An 18945-nucleotide genomic window follows, 5' to 3' on the forward strand; every position below is an offset into this window, starting at 1 on the left:
TAGAAGACTAAACCTTCCGTTTAGCGGAATGAGGATTCACATTGCTGGCTCATCGCAGTACACTCTGCATCCATACTACCTTCTTAACTGCTAAAAAAGTAGCTGGGACAAAAGTATTTAAGTCAAAGTAAAATCCGAACTATGATTCAAATTCTTGAAATAGAATTAGAGTTAGTTCGGAATTTTTTGTTGCAGATTACATATAAACTGCCCCGTACTTTTTAACAAGTATGAGTGCTATAATGCCGCTCCGGAAATACACTTCGCGCACCTAGGGCGGCTGATGAGCCTCAGCTCCCACAGGAGTCTACGTGTATTTCCTTCGCTGGGTTTGCTTTTACTTTAATCTTCTTAGCCATAGGGAACACTTCAAGCTCTAATCAAGAAGCCTCTTCCAGTGGAGGGCAGAATACGTAGACTCTTACGGGAACAGCACGTTCCGAAGACCCCGGAAGAAGCAACTAAATGAAGGCCGACTAAAACCGTCCTTTGCGGACAACGTCGGCATACCCCTTTGCCGGGGCAAGGAGGGTGAGGTCGTGCCCATAGAAAGCGAAGTATTCTGCCGGAACGAATCTAAGCACTCAACCTTCATTTAAGAAAAGGGAAAGCAGCATTAAAAAGTTTTTCACTACGTCGCATTTTATATCAAATACGTAACATATCAACCATTGATAATAAACGTTCCAAACAACTTATCCTGTTATTATTCGTCTTTAAAGTAGAAATTCTTAGTTATGTCCCAGCCTCTTTCAGCAACCGTTATTGCGCTTTTTCGCTGTACGTTGGTATCGAAGCCCATTGTGGTGTGTTTTTAACGATTTTGGCAGCAACCACTGTCATGTCATCTTCAATTGATCCCGACCGTGTTCGAATAACCTCCTCAAGTAGTAAATCTGCTATTTCCTGAGGATCATCCGTTTTCATTTCACGAATTTTCCGCTTTAGCCAAACATCCGTATTTTCAATATGTTTTGGCCCATCAAATATACCGTCGCTCATCATAATTAAAATATCTTCTGATTTCAATTGCTCTCCAACGATATCAACGTCAAATTCCTGTATAATTCCCATCGGTAAATTACTTGCTTCCACCTTAATCATTTCATCCCCGCGCTTGATAAAACTTGGAGTAGAACCTATTTTTAAAAAACGAACAAATGCGTTATGCATATTAATTACAGCCAAATCTAATGTTGCAAACATTTCATCAGTCGTTCGCAGTGCGAGGATTGAGTTGATTGATTTAATTGCAACTCTTTCCGGAATTCCTGTTTGTAAAATCTGCTGAAGAAGACGTAACGTTTCTTTACTTTCTTCACTTGCACGTTGTCCATTACCCATACCATCGCTAATAGCCATTGCATATTTACCTGCACCAAGTTCGATGGTTGTATAGCTGTCTCCTGAAATAAGACCTCCACCTTTAGCCGCATTGGCAATACCAGTATCAATTACATATTCTTTGGCAGATCCAAATGCCAGATAACAATAGCCATTCGGAAATGGTGAAACCTCTTCCTGCTTAACAATAACCATTTCATTTAATATATCGGACAATACAGGGGCAATTATCTTCGCACCTTCACCATGATAATCATAAAAAGATAATGTCATTTCAATATCTATATTACCTTTATCCAATTGATAAATATCCAATTTTTCTAAATCAATACCCATATGCTTAAGTGTATGAATAATTTGCATTTCCTGTTTCTCGTGGTGCTGGCGTTCCTTGAGGATTTCGTTAGCAAAATCCTCCATAACTTCCGAAACGCCTTGTAATTGGTCAGCAACAAAACGCTTGCTTTCATGTACTTGTTTCTTCAATTTTTTATTTGCTTCAAATGATGAAATTTCCTCTTTCATCACGTCAATAACTCTTTTTGATTTCACACAATGATTCTCAAATTCGCGAATTGATTTATTACTCGGTTCTTTCCCTTCTACAAGATCATCCTTCAGATTTTCCATTAGGGAATATGTTTTATCAAACTGCTGCTCCCAGCAACGATCTTTCATAAAGCAGGTCTGGCATGTTTTCTCGGTAACCTGGCTTAAAAAGTAATCTGTCTCACGCCTATCCTGAATATCCTCTTCTTTAAATTCTTCAGATGAGGTGAAACTTTTTGAGAGCGCTTCAAATACATCAGAAAATTGCTCAACTCGTTTGGCGGTAACATTACGGACCTTTTGCAAGTATTGCTCTTGCTCGTTGGTATGTTCTTCTGTCCCTGGAATATAACGTGATAATTTTTTAAACCAGCTTGCCGGTGTCAATATAAAGAATAAAATAGCAACAGAGGTCTCAATAAGCGAAGGTACGATTGTTCCCGCATCTACATAAATTCCTACCAGAAACGTCCCTACTAAGAGGCCAATGCTGACCCCTATCTTATTCCCCTCTTTTAATAAGCCCCCTAGCAATCCTGAAAAGGCAAGCAAACTCATTTGATAGAGGTTAGCAACATTTGCCAATGACAGGATAAGTCCTGCTACTACCCCTACTGTTGACCCGATTGCCGCACCACCAACAAATGCAAGTATCAATACAAAATAGCGAGACAATATTTGCTCAACGGATGCATCATAAAATTCCCAGCCGATTGTACCTGTAAGGATTGATGCAAGCAGAATAATCATACAAACAATTTCTTCATTTTTTAATGTAGGTTTATATCTATTAGGTGATAATAATGGAATACTCTGCATAAAGATTAATACAAGGACAGTTCCCAACACCCCCTCAACAACTAAAAGCATCCATTCATAAGATGAAAGCTGCCCTGTAGCCGAGTAAATAAAAAGCCGCGGCGCTACTGTTGAGAAGAATACAAATAATGGAATGTACAATTGCTGCTTTTTGGCATGTTTAAATATTCCAGCCAAAAAGACGAAAACAATCATTGCCAACGTTATAAAAACCCCATGAACAAGAGAAAAACTTAGTGAGCCAGCCAGGACTGCAAGCATTACTTTCGCTGCCTTGTCCTTATGTATAAACCAAATGGTTGCCAAAAAAGCAACAGCAAATGGTGAGACAACCGATAATATGATAGCTCGTCCTAATAAAAAACCAACTATATAGAACAGCCAGCCTTTTTCGAATAATAAAGATGTTGCCTGCAATGACATCCACTTACGAAATCTTTGCAACAGGTTTTTGTTTACGCCGATTGCCTCGGATTCCAACCTTGGAATTGAATCCATCATAGAATACCACTCCCTCTTTCAAACATTAAATCACAATATGCATTGTTTTTTTGTCAAAATAAGAGAGCAAGTATAAAAAATCGTTCGACTGTATTCTATATGGACAAGCGGTATTCTACATAACCTTCCGTATTCTGTTTACTATTGTCTAAAGATATATATGTCGTGCGATTAATCTTTCTGCCGCTCGACTAACTAATCTACTATTTTATAATGAATCGTTTCAGCAATTGTATATCCCTATAGTGAATCCCCTCATGAAAACATATCCTCGGTAAAACCTGATTCACTGTTTGTATTCCCATGTGAGTTGCTGGAAATCCCACTTCCACTCTATCAGCATATAGCCTACGTAAGTTATCCGGCTGATTCTCTAGCAAATGTTTTTAATTAATATTTTCTAGTAAATTACGACAAACACCTCTATTTTTCCAAAATTACTCATTGACACATATGTCAGCCTGTTGTATGATATCATTTGTGATTATTTTTGGCGGCGTAGCTCAGCTGGCGAGAGCGTACGGTTCATACCCGTGAGGTCGTGGGTTCGATCCCCTCCGCCGCTATCCTTAATAAAAAAGACCTGCAGAAGTGTTAAAAACACTTAACTGCAGGTCTTTTTTTGTTAGAATCGATTCGAAGTGTTCTTTGCAAATAATCGTAAATCGGCTCAATCTATTACAAATTCGGCTCAAGTTCACAGTGAATCGGCTCAAACTGTCACAAATTTGGCTCAAGTTCACAACTTTCCCGCTCAAGTTCACAATTAATAATATCGTCGTGCACATTTTCCGCCCACTAAACCCTCAACAGCTTATCGCCTCCTAGCTTTAATATAAATAAGCCTCAGCGGCATTGCAGTAAGTATTTAGAGCCGAAAAAAACAGGAACCGCTTCTCCAAGCGATTCCTGTTCAGTTGATTTATATCATAGAGCATTGTCATAGACAGCAGTTGCTATCCTCTTTTAGCACCTCGACCTCCACGTTTGGATTCTGTGTGCTTTTTCAAAGAGGCTAAACGGTCTTCTGAATCCTTAAGAAATTTATTCATTTTAGATTCAAAATTTTCACCGCGATCCCGATTATTTTTTGGGCGAACTGGTTTATCCTTTGCTTTCTTAATGGATAAGCCAATCTTACCATCCTTTTCAACATTAATAACCTTTACCGTCACCTCATCACCAACAGTAAGGTGTTCATTAATGTCTTTAACGTAGTTGTCAGCAACCTCACTAATGTGGACTAAGCCAGTTTTCCCTTCACCAAGTTCAACAAAGGCCCCAAAATTAGTTATACCGGTTACCTTTCCCTGCAGCTTGCTGCCTACTTCGATTGACATAAAAAAAATGCTCCTCCTTAAAAGTGTAGAAAATATAGTTCTTATATATTATAGCTAAGCTTGTAAAAGTGTGTCAATAAGAGGGCTCTTCATCAGGAATTTTAAAAATTAATTCGCCTTCTTTTGATAAGAAATAGTTCGTCCGAGCTATCTCCAGTACATACTCTTCATTGTTCAACAGTTTAATTTCTTGTCGAAGATTTTCTTCCTCTTTTTTCAAAGTAGCTAATTTATCTTCCATTTGATTGTATTGTTCTTCTTTTTTCTCCTGAAGAGAAACCTGATTAAAATGGTATGTCGCCATGCTTCCAATAACAACAATCACTACAGCAGCAAATAATACCAGACGGCGAATTAGACGCTTTTTCTTTCTTCTTTGTCTTTCTATGTAGGCATCGTACTGATCAACATAGCTTGAATCTAATTTTGTTACTGTTTTTTTCTTTGTAGGCATAGGCAACTACCTCCTCTTGAACGTAATATATTTTATCCATTTTTTTAATATATTCTCCATTGTACTATAAATCCCTGCAATTTTGTGTAAATAATTTTGAATATTTTTTGGCAGCAATCGAAACAGATTCTGAAATACCCAGGATATTGGAACATACATGAACCTGAACGTGTATCGAATGATGGTTAATAAAACATTTCCAATGAACAGCAGAGATACAATAAGTAAGTGAACAACAAACTTTATTGGCTTTATAAAAAGTACTTGTACCAATTTTTCAATAAATTGATAGATCTTCAGCCCAATTCGAATAATATGCTCCAATAATTGCTTATACGCATTTGCAGTTGTCACCTGGTAGACTGAAAAACCGAGTAAACAGGCGATAAATACATAAAAACGAAGCTCTCCACTATTTACTCGGAATAACAGGTAGTATAGTAACATTGTCTGCGTTAGCCAGAAACTAATTTCCATGAAATAAGAGAGAATTTTGTTTTGCTTCCAATGGATCGAAAACCTTCGATAGGTATCGTTTATTATACCCAAATAAAAGCCACCTAAAACCATTGAGAACATGGTCAGGAATTGAACGCTTAGTGTCATTTGAATAGCTTGCTAAAGAATCCTTTAGCTTTCTCCTGCTGATGTTCATCCACATAGGAAAGCTCATATATTTTACCTTTGATTGTTACTAAACCTTCCCCAACATCCAGATTTTTCAATTGTAAATTCTGCCCTCGAACGATCAGGTATCCTAAAACTGTTTCTAATAAAAACTCTTCATTATCAAAACTATCAACTTCTTTAACACCGGTTATTTCCAGTTCTTTTCGGTTATTAATTTTCACAACATGTTCCTGCTGTACACGTGTAACACTATCTTTTTCATAGTAATTCATACATTTCGCCCTCCTTATCATTATTACTGTATGATTAGAAGGACAAGTGTAGAACTATCCTAATTAACTTTCTCTTCCTTAATTACTTTATAGAGCATCTCTGCTTCGTCTTTTTTCACTGCTTCTTTTAAGGCGTTCACTTCGAGTGTTACCAATTTTTGTCCGAACTTAATGACCAGTTCATCTCCAACAGATACAATTGATGAAGCCTTAGCCTTGTTACCATTAATGGTAATCCTCCCTTGATCAGCAACTTCTTTTGCCATTGTCCGACGTTTTATTAGTCTTGTGACCTTCAAAAATTTGTCTAAACGCAATTCTATCACTCTCTTCTTTTTGCTTGGTTCCAGTAATAATCCATTTCCTCCAGGGTTGTTTGAAAAATGTCTTTACCCTGGCGCTCCAATTGTTCCTCAATATAGGAGAATCGGGAATGAAACTTCTGGTTTGTTTGGTTTAAAGCAATTTCCGGGTTTACCTTATAATACCTTGATATGTTTGCAAGTACAAATAGTACATCGCCAAGTTCTTTTTCTATCTCTGACTTTTCCTGCCTTACAATGGCTTCATTAACCTCATCCAGCTCTTCCTGCAGCTTCTTCCATATATCCTTTATATCATCCCAATCAAATCCTGTTTTAGCTGCTTTTTTCTGGAGTTTGAATGCTTTTGCTAATGCTGGCAAACCAGCGGGAATACCATCTAGTACCGATTTACGATAGTCTCCTTTTTCTTCCTGCTTTAATGCATCCCATGTCTTGTAAACATCCTCAACAGATTCGACAGTCTTATCGGCAAAAATATGTGGATGGCGATGAATCATTTTATCCGTAATCGAACGAATAACGTCATCAACCGTAAAATAACCATCATCCTCTCCGATTTGACTATGAAGCAATACTTGCAACAGGAGGTCACCTAGCTCTTCGACAACACCTTCATCATCCTGATTATCAATTGCTTCAATTACTTCGTATACTTCCTCAATTGCATACTCCCGTAATGTTTCATGTGTTTGTTTTTTATCCCACGGACATCCATTGGGCCCACGCAATACAGCAATTACTTCCCGCAGTTTTGAAAATGTATGGTTAAGCATATGTGCAGGGGCTGGAGGGATGTAAACGGAAGTTAAATTATTTACTTCCAATGCGTAATCAAGTTCCTCCAAAGGAATTGTCGTAATTTTTTCCTGGTTACTGCCAGCTGCTTCAACTACGGTTACTTGATAATCTGCAGGCAAATCCTCAAGCAACTCCAATTTTACATTTGACGCGATAAACTGGTCATAGACCTGACAAAAAATGATATGCTGCCGATAATTCAACTGGCTGCGCTTAAACCCTGTTCCATCGACAAACTGAAATCCGTCGATCGGATCAATTCGTAATGATGTGAACAAATCATCCAGATAACTCTGTCCTCCAATGACTTCCACCGGTACTGCATCTTGTTCCAGCAACAGTTGAACGGTTTTTTCAGCAAGCATCGGGTGACCGGGGACTGCGTAAATAACGGAATTATGGTATGACGCCTCTATTAGTGAATCCACAATACGACGGTATACTTCATCAAATTGCTCCGTTGTTTGATAGATTTCATCAAATGGGGAAAATTTTATCCCTTCATCCTGTAATGACTCTATTACCGGGTGATTAATCGTTCGTGCAAAAATGGAAGTGTTTGTATTCGATAATTTTTTGTAAATCCCTAGTGGCAGCTGGTCAATATCTCCTGACCCAAGGCCGATAATTTCAATTGTATTTCCCACTAAATTTCCCTCCCTCTATGGATTCGGGTTAATATCGGTGCTAATGGGAGCATCGATATTTCTTTTTTCGTAAAAGCCCTGAACCTTACTAACAAAAGAATGTAGAGTAGCGCTCCAGTTATTACGGCAAATAATACATATAGTAGTAATCCAAACCGAGTTGAACTGCCAGGCAAAAGATAATCTATTAAAAGTATATAGAATATCATGCCTGCCGCAGCTATAGTAAACGCTCGCCAATTTATATGCTTCTCTACCTTCAGTTTTGGCAGCTTTCTTTTCAATGCAAACAACATGAGGACAGCAAGTATTGCCAGACTGAAAACCGTAGCAATTGCACTACCCATTATTCCAAACAACGGCACTAGAGCCTGATTGGTAATCCACTTTATAAAAAAGGCGATAAGTATAAAACCGGCTGTACGTTTAATATAGCCTAATCCTTGAAGAATAGATGCTGCTGTAATTGCAATCGAACTTAAAAAGATAGATATAACCAGAATCTGTAAACTTACCGTACCATTTCCATTCTGAAATAAAAGTATATTTGCTTCTGGAAAAATTATAATTAACCCAATTGTCGCACCAACAGCTAAGTAAAAACTAACGACTAGAGCACTTTCAATATATGTGTGAAATGCTTTAGGGTCATTTTTGAGCTTATTCTGTGAAATTGTCGGGATCAACGCCAGAGCAAATGAAGATCCTAAAACTGTTCCAAGCTGTATCAATGGCTGCCCTCGGTCGAATACACCTTTTGCCCTTCTTGCATCAATATCTGATAACCCATACTCCATAAGTCCAGGAACAAGCGTAAATGTATCGGCGAATTGAATAATTATTAACAGCATGTGATTTAGTGCAGCAATCATGCCGAAGATTAATAATGTACGTATGTAGTAATTCCACGGAATATCAAATTGCAGTTTTTTTGTTGGCTTCATTTTCATAAAAAAGAATAGGAGTATCAGAATTGCAGCTAATCCACCAAACAACGAAGCTATTGCCGCAGCTTGTCCGATGCTATATGTGTCACTTGAATTAGCATAAATAAATACCGCCGCCAGAATAATCAGGAGCACACGAATGAATTGTTCGCCTACTTGTGAAATAGCAGTGGGTTTCATTTGCTTCATTCCTTGAAACACACCACGCAACAATGCTGAAAAAGGAACGAGTAAGAACGTAAAAGCAGCTAATTCATATGTCCTTTCTAAGTTGGCATCGCCTACCCATACTGCAATTTCCTGTGCGTTAAAATATATAAATAAAAAAATACTTCCGCATATAGAACCAAGCAGCAGGAATACAGGAACATAAAAACGGGTGATTGAAGGTCCCATTCCTTGTGCTTTTATATCTACGGTTAATTTTGATATGGCTGAAGGAAATCCGTATAATGACAAAACCAAGGCAATACCAAGAAACGGATAAACTTGCTGATAGATATAGAAACCCATATCGCCGGTGAGGTTCTGCAGTGGAATACGATATCCGGCACTCAGCACCTTGCTAATCAAACCCGCTAAAGTGAGAAGCAAAGCACCTTTTACTAATTTATTGGTCTCATTCCCGTCCATGAAAAACGCCTTTCTATGGCAGTTAAGAAGGTATAAGTCCTTTCTTACTGTATAAGTACAACTAAGGCTTATCTTTATCAAGACTTAGTGATAAGCCAAGTTTTCTAAACCATTTTTTAACCATTATAGCATACCAGCTATCCTGCCATTCTTACTAGTACAATCGAATCTAGAGTATAAAAAGTGGCATCTGTAAAAAATATTTTTTCTCTAACAATGCCACTTTTGTTCATTCACAAACGATTGTAGGTGTAAGAGACCTACTACTAACTTCTAACAGATTGTCGTTTTTCCATGTAGTGAATCTAAACCTCGATAAATGAACGTTTCTCGCTATTTGAACAGATTTACGGTTCTCATAACCCTGATGAGTAACTGTTGAGCAAGTGTCGCATTAGCCTGGAGTGATGAAAGTTAAGTGTTCTGCCGGAACCAAAATTGGCACTCAATCATCGTTGAAACAAAGGAAAGTAGCACAAAAGAAAATTTTCACTGTGATTCGTTTATATCTATTGCAACATTAGAAAACTTGGCATTCGTTAAAGGGATTCTTATGAAAGCGTATTTTGCTTTCTTAGAACCCCTTATACTCTGGAGTGCAAGCCTTTGGGCGAATTGCCTTAGTTGCACTTATGCAGTAAGAAAGTAGTTATACTTTCTTATCTGTAAAAAAAGAACAAAAACCAGTGACTTTGCTAACTGGCTTTTGTTCTTAGCTTCTATTATTCCATTTGCTTGGCCAAAAAGCTTGAAGCCGTTTCGGTACTTTTTTGTTCGACATTACTAAGTTTTTTGCCTTCCTTTGAAAACATCATGACACAGCCAATCGGGTCACCATTTGCAATAATAGGACTTATGCAATACGAATCAAGTTCCTCATCTTTACCTTGGATGGTTTCCACTGTCGCTGGTTCTGTTTCAAATACAGGTGAGCGATCTTCCATTGTCTTTTCCAGTTGTGTACCAATACTTTTATTTAGATAATCCTTTTTTGACTCCCCAGCTATTGCTATTATTTCATCACGGTCACAAATTAGTACAGGATAGTGCAACGAGTCAAATAATGCTTCTGCGTACTCTTTTGCAAAACTCCCCAGTTCATTAATAGGTGAATACTTTTTTAAAATAACTTCGCCTTCACGATCGACAAATATTTCTAATGGGTCTCCTTCACGGATACGCAATGTGCGTCTGATTTCTTTTGGAATTACTACTCTGCCTAAATCATCAATTCGACGTACGATTCCTGTTGCTTTCATTATGATGCCTCACTTTCCTATGATGATTGTCTCTGGTGTTATGTAATTTCAATGTTTACCTCAATGTGAAAAAAACACCAGTTGTGTCTATAGTATAAAACATCTTCTAAGAACTATACATTCTGAAGGAATTTTCTAATCATCCCGATTAACTTCCGACAAATGGGTAATAAAATTTTCGACTATTTCATACCGTTGGTGTTGCGTGTCTTTTGTCCATTTGAATATCACCTTTAATTTACTTCCTTCTGTCCCGAGCTGGACTTCCCGACCAAAATTATTGGCAAGTTCGAATAATTTTGACCCATCAACCTGTTGACTGCGGCCTTCATCTACAAGCAATTCTATTTTTTTATTCTTTTCACTTATCGTTTCAACCCGTTGTTGCTTTGCAGCCCTTTTTAACGATGACACCACGAATAAATGCTCCACTTCTTGCGGGTAGTCACCAAATCGGTCAGTTAATTCCTCTCGTAAATCACCAATGTCGTCTGTTGATTCGATTGTTTGAAATTGTTTGTACATCTCAATCTTTTGTTTTTCGTCCTTGATGTAGGTGTCAGGAATATATGCATCAATATTAAGTGTTAATTCTGGTTCAAACACCTTAACGTCATCGAGTTCCTTTCCATACTTGCGTGCATCAATTGCATCTTTAAGCATTTGGGAATACATATCAAATCCAACCGAATCAATAAATCCATGTTGTTGTGAACCTAATAGGTTTCCTGCACCACGTATAGACAAATCACGCATGGCGATTTTAAATCCAGAACCAAGCTCTGTAAATTCCTTTATAGCCTGTAAACGCTTTTCAGCAATTTCAGTAAGTACTTTATCCTTCTGGTAAGTGAAATATGCATAGGCAATACGGTTTGACCTGCCTACACGCCCTCTAAGCTGATACAACTGGCTCAGGCCCATTCGATCAGCATCATTCACAATTAGTGTATTCACATTTGGAATATCAACACCAGTCTCAATAATTGTAGTACTTACCAGTACATCGTATTCGCCTTCCAGGAAGGCAAATATAATATTTTCAAGCTCTGCCTCATTCATTCGGCCATGCGCTACAGCTATTTTCGCATCATCAACAAGCATACCTAACTCACGGGCTACACTATCAATATTCTCAACACGGTTATAGAGGAAAAATACTTGTCCACCTCGGGACATTTCCCGCTCAATCGCCTCTCGAACAAAAATCGGGTTATACTCCATTACATATGTCTGGATTGGAAAACGATTTTCCGGAGGTGTTTCAATAACGGACAAATCACGAACACCAAGCATTGACATGTGAAGCGTTCTCGGAATCGGTGTTGCCGTTAATGTAAGGACATCGACATTTGTTTTAAGTTCTTTAATTTTTTCTTTATGTTTTACACCAAACCGTTGCTCTTCATCAACAACGAGTAGTCCTAATTCACGAAATTGCACATCTTTTGATAATAAACGGTGGGTTCCGATCACAATGTCTACCAACCCTTTTCGAAGTCCTTCCATTGTTTCCTTCTGTTGTTTTTTTGTTCGAAACCTGCTTAACATACCAATATTTACCGCATGGTCTAAGAACCGCTCACTAATTGTTTCAAAATGCTGTTGGGCTAATATTGTCGTTGGAACTAAAATAGCCACTTGTTTTCCATCAGCAATTGCTTTGAAAGCAGCACGTATGGCAACTTCTGTCTTTCCATAACCGACATCACCACAAAGCAGCCGATCCATAGGACGCTCTCTTTCCATATCATGTTTGATTTCTTCAATACATCGCAGCTGATCTTCCGTTTCCTGGTATGCAAATGATGCTTCAAATTCCCGCTGCATTTCTGTATCTTCACTGAATGAATAACCCTTTCGTGCTTCACGTTCTGCATATAGTTTAATTAAGTTGTCAGCAATATCCTCAACAGACGATTGTACTTTACGTTTTACTTTCGTCCATTCACTTCCACCCAATTTATATAACTTGGGCTCCTTGCCTTCTGAACCAACAAACTTCTGTACTAAGTCTATCTGATCAATCGGAACGAAGAGTTTATCATCACCTGAGTATTTAATCAGCATATAATCCTTGTGCATGTCACTAACCTCAAGTGTTTCAATGCCTATATATTTACCAATACCATGGTTAGCATGAACAACATAGTCACCAACCTTCAACTCCTGATAGTCCTTAATACGTTCCGCGTTTGAGATCTTTTGCTTCTTACGTGTCCGCTTCATTTTCTTTTTAAAAAGCTCATTTTCCGTTATTAAGACCAATTTATGCATCGGCATTTCAATACCACTGCTAATATTACCTACAGCAATTGTTGGCTTACTTACAGGGAGTACAAGCTTACTTGTGACGACTGAATCTATATCATAGTCTGAAAAAATAGAATGAATTTTTTCCGCCCGTTTTTTGTTTGGTGCTAAAACGACAACTGAAAAATCACCTTTTTCCCAGCGTTTTAATTCATTTTGGAACAAGTTCATCTGGCCATGAAACTCCTGCATAGCTCTTGATGACAAATTAATAATATTTTGAGGTTGTGTATTCGGTATATGCCGTAAGAAAACAGACATATAGAGCCGTTGCTGGGTCATTTTCTCCCATACCGTATGCCAGTCAAACGAGAATTTACTGCCTCGCACCATTTTATTCGACTCTAACAAGCTGCTGTACCACTCTGCCTCCTCTGAGTCTAAGTGTGTTGCCGTTTCCTGGATTCTGCTCATTTCATCCATAATGACCATACCATTTGAAGGTAGATAATCTAACAAACTAGCAGGATTGTTATAGAGAAACCCAATATATTTATACATTTCCTGAAAACGTTCGAGATTCTTTAACCGTTCAATATCATGTTCTATTACTTCAATCAGCGTTTCTTTCGCTTCCGGTTTTTTTAATTTTGTCAGCGAATCCGATAATGCATTTTCCACACGCTGTGCCCCTGTTACCATGTCTTCCTCACTTAACAAAAGTTCAGTAGCGGGGCCAATTGTAATTTCCTTCTTTTTATCCAATGACCGTTGGGATTCCGCATCAAAAAAGCGTATGGAGTCTATTTCTTCGTCAAATAACTCAATACGAACAGGGTTTAATTCTGTTACAGGATATATATCAATAATGCCGCCTCGTCGACTGAACTCTCCCGGCGCTGTTACCATTGCTGTCCGTTCATAACCCATATCTACCAATGATGATAGATAATTGTCGACATCAATATCCTCACCAAAGGTAAAACGTAACTGATAATCACGCCAATAACTTGCTGGTGGTAAAATACGCTTCAAAGCAGCTACTGGGGCAATTAAGATTCCTGATTTGCTTTGTGACCACTCAGTCAATGCATCTATTCGCTGGCTTCTTAATTCAGGACTTGCAACAGCAATCTCTGAAGCAATCAATTCGTTTACAGGATACAAGTGGATTTGTTTATCACCCATAAACTCTGCAAGGTCATCATACAATTGTTGCGCTTGTACAAGTTGATGTGTGATAAGTAAGACTGGTTTATGTAATGATTCATTAATAACGGACACGAGTAAACTTCTTGCGGAGCCTGACAGCCCCGCAACAAGCTGTTCCTTCATCCCGTCGGAAATTCCGTTAATTATCGATTCAACATCTTCTTTTGATCGTAAATATTCATTAATCCCTTTCATTTTTCCCCACCTGCTTAAGTGCAAAAATGCCTTGGCTAGCGCTGAGCTCCATCGCTCAGCAATAAGTGTTTCTTATACTTACGATGCTAAACGACATTCACGCTTTTGAAATAACCAAAGCTTTTTTGCGTATGTTATTGTATAAAATAATCTAACTCATGATACTGTGGATTATTGCCAAGTGATTCTTCACAGTTTTCACAAATGGTTTTAATATGGATATCACCATTATTCTGATAATGAATCATTTCCTGTTTATCTTCCGTTGACAATTTGTTCCACCCCAGCATCGATGTATCTATTACTTGCTGATCTAATTTACCAATCTCATGTCCACAATGTCTGCATTTATAGACAATAGACATACAAAAAACCTCCTCGAATAAACATGGGGTACAATAAAGTTTATCCGAAAAGCATCTTTTTATACTATATGTGATTTCTAATTATTAAATTCATTCATCACTTCAGGAAATGACTTTTCCAGCCATGCCTCACATGCATCTGCCGCCTTATGAATACCGGAGTCAACAGCTTCCTGTTTTTCTTTCGGAAATGATCCAAGAACATAGTCAACTACTTGTATTTGACCTGAAGGACGTCCTATCCCAATTCTAAGCCTTTTAAATTCTTTGGTACCTAAATGTTCAATAGTGGAACGAATTCCATTATGACCGCCATGACTTCCTTTTTGACGCAACCGGATTTTTCCTGTTGGCAGATCGAGGTCATCATAAATCACCAGAATATCGTCAACATCAATATTATAAAAATCCATTAACGGACGAATAGATCCACCCGAAAGGTTCATATATGTTTGTGGCTGCAGGAGAACAACCTTTTCATCTCCAAGAAACTCAACCGTTGATTTTCCATTAAATTTGTCCTTCTTTAGTTTCCAATTGTGCCGATCCACTAATTCATCAATTACCATAAACCCAATATTGTGGCGTGTTTTTTTAAATTTTCTTCCTGGATTTCCTAACCCAACGATACATTTCATTTTGCTACTTCCTTTATTATGGACTAGTTTATCTAACTTTTTATATTGTACTGTCTTTATGTCAGAAAATAAAGCAAAACCCCCCTATAATGAATAGGAGGGTTCACAATGCTTATAGTAATTAATTACTCTTCCTCATCGTCCTTAGCACCAACTAGTTCAGGTTCAGCATTTTCATCTGCATCCTCGTCGGTCTCATCCAGTGTATCTGGTGGTACTACCGTTGCGACAGTGGTATCTGCATCTTCCAGAAACTCGTATTTACTTGCTTTTGGTAAATCGGCAATTGCAATCGTATCACCAATTCCAAGTTCTGAAACGTCAACAGAGATTTGCTCTGGAATATCTGCTGGTTTCGCTCTTACCTGTAATTCAAATAATGGCTGCTGCAGTACGCCGCCTTCTTTAGCACCAAATGCTTCACCCTCGAGATTCAATGGTACTTCTACGTCCATTTCCTCAGCCATATTTACGATATAGAAATCAGCGTGAATTAATTCATCTTTGATTGAATCCATTTGATATTCGTGCAGCATTACATCTTCCGCTTTATCACCCTCAATTTCCAGTGATATTATTGCGTTTCTGCCCTCGTCACGAACCGTTTTCACTAAGTCGATGCTATTTACAGCAATCGCTTTAGAATCCTTATCTTTCCCGTATACAACTGATGGAACATCTCCACTTTCACGGATTTGTTTTGTTGCAGATTTTGAATGATCTTCCCGTTTTGTTGCTTTTAGTTTTACTGCCATGTTTATCACCCTCCATTATTTAAAAACTTGGAACTTGACCAAGTTTATATGGCAAAAATCTTTCCTAGTAACTAAAGCTTGCGCCATCAAGTAGCGATAAGCAAAAGTTTGCTAATCATCTCTTACTATTAAAACATAATTTTAGTAATAGACAAAATTTCTACGCATTTTTTATTCCCGTATTTTTATCATTTCAAACGTTTAATCGAATAAAATACTTACCGATTGCAATTCATGTATACGTATAATTGCTTCACCAATTAACGGGGCAACTGACAATTCGGTAATTTTTTCACTTTGTTTCTCTTCAGGGAGTGGAATTGAATTCGTAATAATCAATTCCTTTATTTTCGAGTTATCAATTCGCTCAATCGCTGGACCTGACAAAACAGGGTGCGTACAGCAGGCATAAACTTCTTTAGCACCGTTTTCAATTAATGCATTCGCTGCCAATGTAATTGTACCTGCAGTATCTATAATATCATCTATAAGAATTGCTGTCTTGCCTTCAATATTACCAACGATATTCATAACTTCTGCAACATTTGGTCGTGGACGCCGCTTATCAATTATACCGATTGGCGCTTTTAGACGATCGGCCATTTTTCGTGCACGTGTTACACCACCATGATCAGGTGAAACGATAACTAAGTCCTCAAAATTTTTCGTTTCAAAGTAATTGGATAAAATTGGCACACCTTGCAAGTGATCTATCGGCACATTAAAGAAACCTTGAATTTGTGGAGCATGTAAGTCCAGTGTTATTACACGACTAGCACCAGCTGTCTCAAGCAAATCAGCTACAAGCTTAGCAGCGATTGGTTCTCTTGACCTTGCTTTACGGTCTTGTCTAGCATAACCGTAGTATGGCATAACGATATTAATTGATCTTGCTGAAGCTCGTTTTAGTGCATCAATCATAATTAATAGCTCCATAATGTGTGTGTTAACTGGAGCACAAGTTGATTGAACAACATACACGTCACAGCCGCGAATACTTTCTTCAATATTAATTTGAATTTCACCATCACTAAAAGCAGAAACCGTACACTCACCCAATGTTGTGCCTATATGGCTCGCGATGTCCTCCGCTAATTGACGATTTGAATTCAATGAAAATACTTTCAAAGACCGATCCTTGTAGCTAGATGCCATGAGATAACCCTCCGTTAGTTTTTATTTCTGTTTTTTATCCTTGATGCATAGCCTTCTTTATTCGTTTGTCTTGCACGCGCAACAGATAACGAATCTTCAGGCACATCCTTCGTAATCGTTGACCCCGCAGCAATATAAGAACCTTTCCCTAATGTAACTGGAGCGATCAGATTCGAATTGCAGCCAATAAACGAATCATCTTCAATCGTGGTTAAATATTTATTTTTCCCATCATAGTTAACCGTAATCGTTCCACAACCGATATTTACATTACTTCCAATATCTGCGTCACCAATATAACTTAAGTGGGAAACCTTACTTTTATCTCCGATGACTGTCTTTTTCACTTCAACAAAGTTACCGATTTTAGCATCATCGCCGATTGATGCTTCTGGGCGAATATGAGCATATGGTCCAATTTGCACACGATTGCCTATTTTACTATCTTTGGCAACGCTTTGTTTAACGATACTTGCATCACCAACGGAACAATTAATAATTTCACTATGCGGACCTATTTCAGCATCGGTTTTTATAACCGATTCACCCTTTATAATTGACCCAGGATGTATCAGGACATCCTGTTCGATTATAACATCTGGGCTTATATATGTGTTAGCAGGGTCTAAAATTGTAACCCCATTTCGCATATGCTTTTCATTTATACGCCTTTTCATTATTGTTTCTGCCTGAGCTAACGCAACACGGTCATTAATGCCAAGTGTTTCTTCAGAATCTGGTGTGATTGAGGCACTAACCTTTTCTTCCTGACTTCGCAAAATCTCAATTACATCCGGCAAATAATATTCACCTTGCACATTATCATTCGAAACTTTTTGCAGGGCCTGAAATAGTGCCTTGTTATCAAAACAATATGTACCGGTATTAATTTCATTAACTAGAAGTTCTTGATCATTGGCATCTTTGTGTTCTACAATCCGTTCTACTTCGTTATTTTCATTACGAATAACCCTACCGTAACCTGTAGGGTTTAAAACTTTTGTTGTTAGAATTGTCGCCTTAGCGCCTTCTCGTTCATGATGATCGAAAAGAGACTTGTATGTTTCACTTGTAATTAGCGGTGTGTCTCCACACACTACAATTGTAGTTCCATCCTTATCTTTTAATAACTCCTCTGCCTGTATTACGGCATGTCCGGTTCCTAATTGTTCTTCCTGAATGACAAGTCTGCTTTGGTCCCCAATATGATCAGACACTTTTTCAGCACCATGCCCTACAATCGTAACCATCTCTTCCAGCTGCACAGCGTTTAATTGCCCTATCACATGCTGGAGCATTGGACGACCTAATACAGGGTGGAGTACTTTGTATAATTTTGACTTCATTCTTGTGCCCTGTCCAGCCGCAAGAATGATAGCATAACGGTTCGCCATGAAGAATCCTCCATTCTAATTATCCATTATGAATATATCTCAAAAAAGAGATGATTTCAACAGATACAAGCGTATGGAGACTAATAATTTTTGGAAGAAGGTTGCATTCTAGTAGATTGTCGTTCCTGATACAAAAATCGATATACTGCGGGGTAATACTTATAACATTAGAAATTACATAATAATTAGCATACATTTCACCCATGTTATTGAAGAACTCATTTATTAGCGGAATGAGGATCCGCTTCACCCTTACGAGAGCAGATTTTCTGCTATTTAGCGGGATGAGGATCCGTCTCGATTGTTTGGTGGATCCTCATTCCGTTATTTGCGATTAAGTCTATATAATTGTGTAAAAAGAAAGGACACCATAAGTCCTCATGTTACAATGTTTTCAACCACGAAAATAATGTAGAGGAGGAATTTATGATGTCCCAAATCAATTTTACACTAGATTTT

The 18945-nt window shown here is 38.0% G+C and carries 15 protein-coding genes and 1 tRNA gene; 1 reads left to right on the forward strand and 15 read right to left on the reverse strand.

The window, feature by feature from the left end; translation table 11 throughout:
* Positions 1–762: 762 nt before the first annotated feature.
* Entirely contained in the window at positions 763–3213 is a 2451-nt protein-coding gene (spoIIE, locus tag ACTWQM_RS19325) for a stage II sporulation protein E (RefSeq protein WP_443259773.1), read from the reverse strand.
* A gap of 492 nt (positions 3214–3705) precedes the next feature.
* On the opposite strand from spoIIE, the gene ACTWQM_RS19330 reads away from it, so the two are divergent.
* Positions 3706–3779, forward strand: a tRNA-Met gene (locus tag ACTWQM_RS19330).
* Between the two features lie 390 nt (positions 3780–4169).
* Here ACTWQM_RS19330 and ACTWQM_RS19335 read toward each other — a convergent pair.
* The 14 genes from ACTWQM_RS19335 to glmU form a co-directional block, all read right to left on the reverse strand.
* Positions 4170–4553, reverse strand: coding sequence for a S1 domain-containing RNA-binding protein (locus ACTWQM_RS19335; protein WP_092490936.1), 384 nt, complete (start codon positions 4551–4553; stop codon positions 4170–4172).
* Between the two features lie 73 nt (positions 4554–4626).
* Positions 4627–5007, reverse strand: a complete 381-nt coding sequence (locus tag ACTWQM_RS19340; protein ID WP_443259774.1) for an FtsB family cell division protein — start codon at positions 5005–5007, stop codon at positions 4627–4629.
* A 6-nt stretch (positions 5008–5013) separates the two neighbouring features.
* Positions 5014–5613: a spore cortex biosynthesis protein YabQ gene (gene yabQ, locus ACTWQM_RS19345; protein ID WP_443259775.1), complete on the reverse strand. Its 600-nt coding sequence runs from the start codon at positions 5611–5613 to the stop codon at positions 5014–5016.
* Positions 5610–5909: a sporulation protein YabP gene (gene yabP, locus ACTWQM_RS19350; RefSeq protein ID WP_443259776.1), complete on the reverse strand. Its 300-nt coding sequence runs from the start codon at positions 5907–5909 to the stop codon at positions 5610–5612. Before yabP ends, yabQ begins: the two co-directional genes overlap by 4 nt.
* Before the next feature lie 59 nt (positions 5910–5968).
* Positions 5969–6226 carry an RNA-binding S4 domain-containing protein gene (locus tag ACTWQM_RS19355; RefSeq protein WP_092490940.1) on the reverse strand — a complete coding sequence of 86 codons (258 nt, stop codon included), beginning with the start codon at positions 6224–6226 and terminating at the stop codon, positions 5969–5971.
* A gap of 5 nt (positions 6227–6231) precedes the next feature.
* Positions 6232–7680 carry a nucleoside triphosphate pyrophosphohydrolase gene (gene mazG / locus ACTWQM_RS19360; protein ID WP_443259777.1) on the reverse strand — a complete coding sequence of 483 codons (1449 nt, stop codon included), beginning with the start codon at positions 7678–7680 and terminating at the stop codon, positions 6232–6234.
* Positions 7680–9260, reverse strand: coding sequence for a putative polysaccharide biosynthesis protein (locus tag ACTWQM_RS19365; protein WP_443259778.1), 1581 nt, complete (start codon positions 9258–9260; stop codon positions 7680–7682). The genes mazG and ACTWQM_RS19365 overlap by 1 nt, the downstream gene beginning before the upstream one ends.
* Before the next feature lie 722 nt (positions 9261–9982).
* On the reverse strand, positions 9983–10519 hold the full coding sequence (spoVT, locus tag ACTWQM_RS19370) for a stage V sporulation protein T (protein ID WP_443259779.1): 537 nt from the start codon (positions 10517–10519) through the stop codon (positions 9983–9985).
* Positions 10520–10654: 135 nt separating this feature from the next.
* Positions 10655–14179, reverse strand: a complete 3525-nt coding sequence (gene mfd / locus ACTWQM_RS19375; protein ID WP_443259780.1) for a transcription-repair coupling factor — start codon at positions 14177–14179, stop codon at positions 10655–10657.
* Positions 14180–14313: 134 nt separating this feature from the next.
* Positions 14314–14544, reverse strand: a complete 231-nt coding sequence (locus ACTWQM_RS19380; protein ID WP_443259781.1) for an anti-sigma-F factor Fin — start codon at positions 14542–14544, stop codon at positions 14314–14316.
* A 77-nt stretch (positions 14545–14621) separates the two neighbouring features.
* Positions 14622–15182, reverse strand: coding sequence for an aminoacyl-tRNA hydrolase (pth, locus tag ACTWQM_RS19385; RefSeq protein ID WP_443259782.1), 561 nt, complete (start codon positions 15180–15182; stop codon positions 14622–14624).
* Positions 15183–15307: 125 nt separating this feature from the next.
* Positions 15308–15937 (reverse strand): 50S ribosomal protein L25/general stress protein Ctc, encoded by a 630-nt coding sequence (locus ACTWQM_RS19390; RefSeq protein ID WP_443259783.1) that lies wholly within the window; start codon positions 15935–15937, stop codon positions 15308–15310.
* A 201-nt stretch (positions 15938–16138) separates the two neighbouring features.
* On the reverse strand, positions 16139–17092 hold the full coding sequence (locus tag ACTWQM_RS19395) for a ribose-phosphate diphosphokinase (RefSeq protein ID WP_443259784.1): 954 nt from the start codon (positions 17090–17092) through the stop codon (positions 16139–16141).
* A 14-nt stretch (positions 17093–17106) separates the two neighbouring features.
* A complete protein-coding gene (gene glmU, locus ACTWQM_RS19400) occupies positions 17107–18486 on the reverse strand; it encodes a bifunctional UDP-N-acetylglucosamine diphosphorylase/glucosamine-1-phosphate N-acetyltransferase GlmU (protein ID WP_443259785.1) in 1380 nt (459 codons plus the stop codon).
* Positions 18487–18945: the final 459 nt, after the last annotated feature.

Origin of the sequence: Virgibacillus sp. L01 (genome assembly GCF_052246775.1) — a bacterium.
Taxonomy (GTDB): Bacteria; Bacillota; Bacilli; order Bacillales; family Amphibacillaceae; genus Lentibacillus.